This window comes from Streptomyces sp. Y20, assembly GCF_043195475.1.
Taxonomy (GTDB): Bacteria; Actinomycetota; Actinomycetes; order Streptomycetales; family Streptomycetaceae; genus Streptomyces.
Window position 1 is genome coordinate 1 of sequence record NZ_JBIDDP010000035.1, and the last position, 629, is coordinate 629.

The window sequence follows — 629 nt, forward strand, 5'->3', positions numbered from 1 at the left end:
GAACGCCACATCGCCGGACGCCAGTTCGGGCCGTGCCCGCACGTGGTCGGCGAGCTGCCGCGCCGCCTGGGCGAGTGCGTCCGCCGACCGTGCCGACACCACCCACGGCAACCGACCACCGTCCAGCAGGTCCGCCGATCCCGGTGCCGTGTCGTCGGCGGGCGGCTCCGCGAGCACGACGTGCGCGTTGGTGCCGCTGATCCCGAACGAGGACACTCCGGCCCGCCGGGTCCTGTCCTCGGTCGCGGGCCACGGGTGGGGCTTGCCGAGCAGCTCGACACTGCCCGCGTTCCAGTCGACCAGGTCGCTGGGTTTGCCCACGTGGAGTGAGGCGGGTAGTTCTCCGTGGCGCAGGGCCATGACCATTTTGATGACGCCGCCGACTCCGGCGGCGGCTTGTGCGTGTCCGAGGTTGGATTTGAGGGTGCCGACGAGGAGTGGTCGGCCGTTGCGTTCGCTGCCGTAGGTGGCGAGGAGGGCTTGTGCTTCGATGGGGTCGCCCAGGACGGTTCCGGTGCCGTGGGCTTCGACGGCGTCGATTGCCGAGGGGGTCAGGCCGGCGTCGGTCAGGGCGGCGTGGATGACGCGTTGTTGTGCGGGGCCGCTGGGTGCGGTGAGGCCGTTGGAGG

General features: G+C 71.5%; 1 protein-coding gene. It reads right to left on the reverse strand.

Annotation, left to right across the window (positions count from 1 at the left end):
* A partial coding sequence (locus ACGFT1_RS35720) for a ketoacyl-synthetase C-terminal extension domain-containing protein (RefSeq protein ID WP_373913150.1) occupies nucleotides 1-629 on the reverse strand: 629 nt, incomplete at both ends.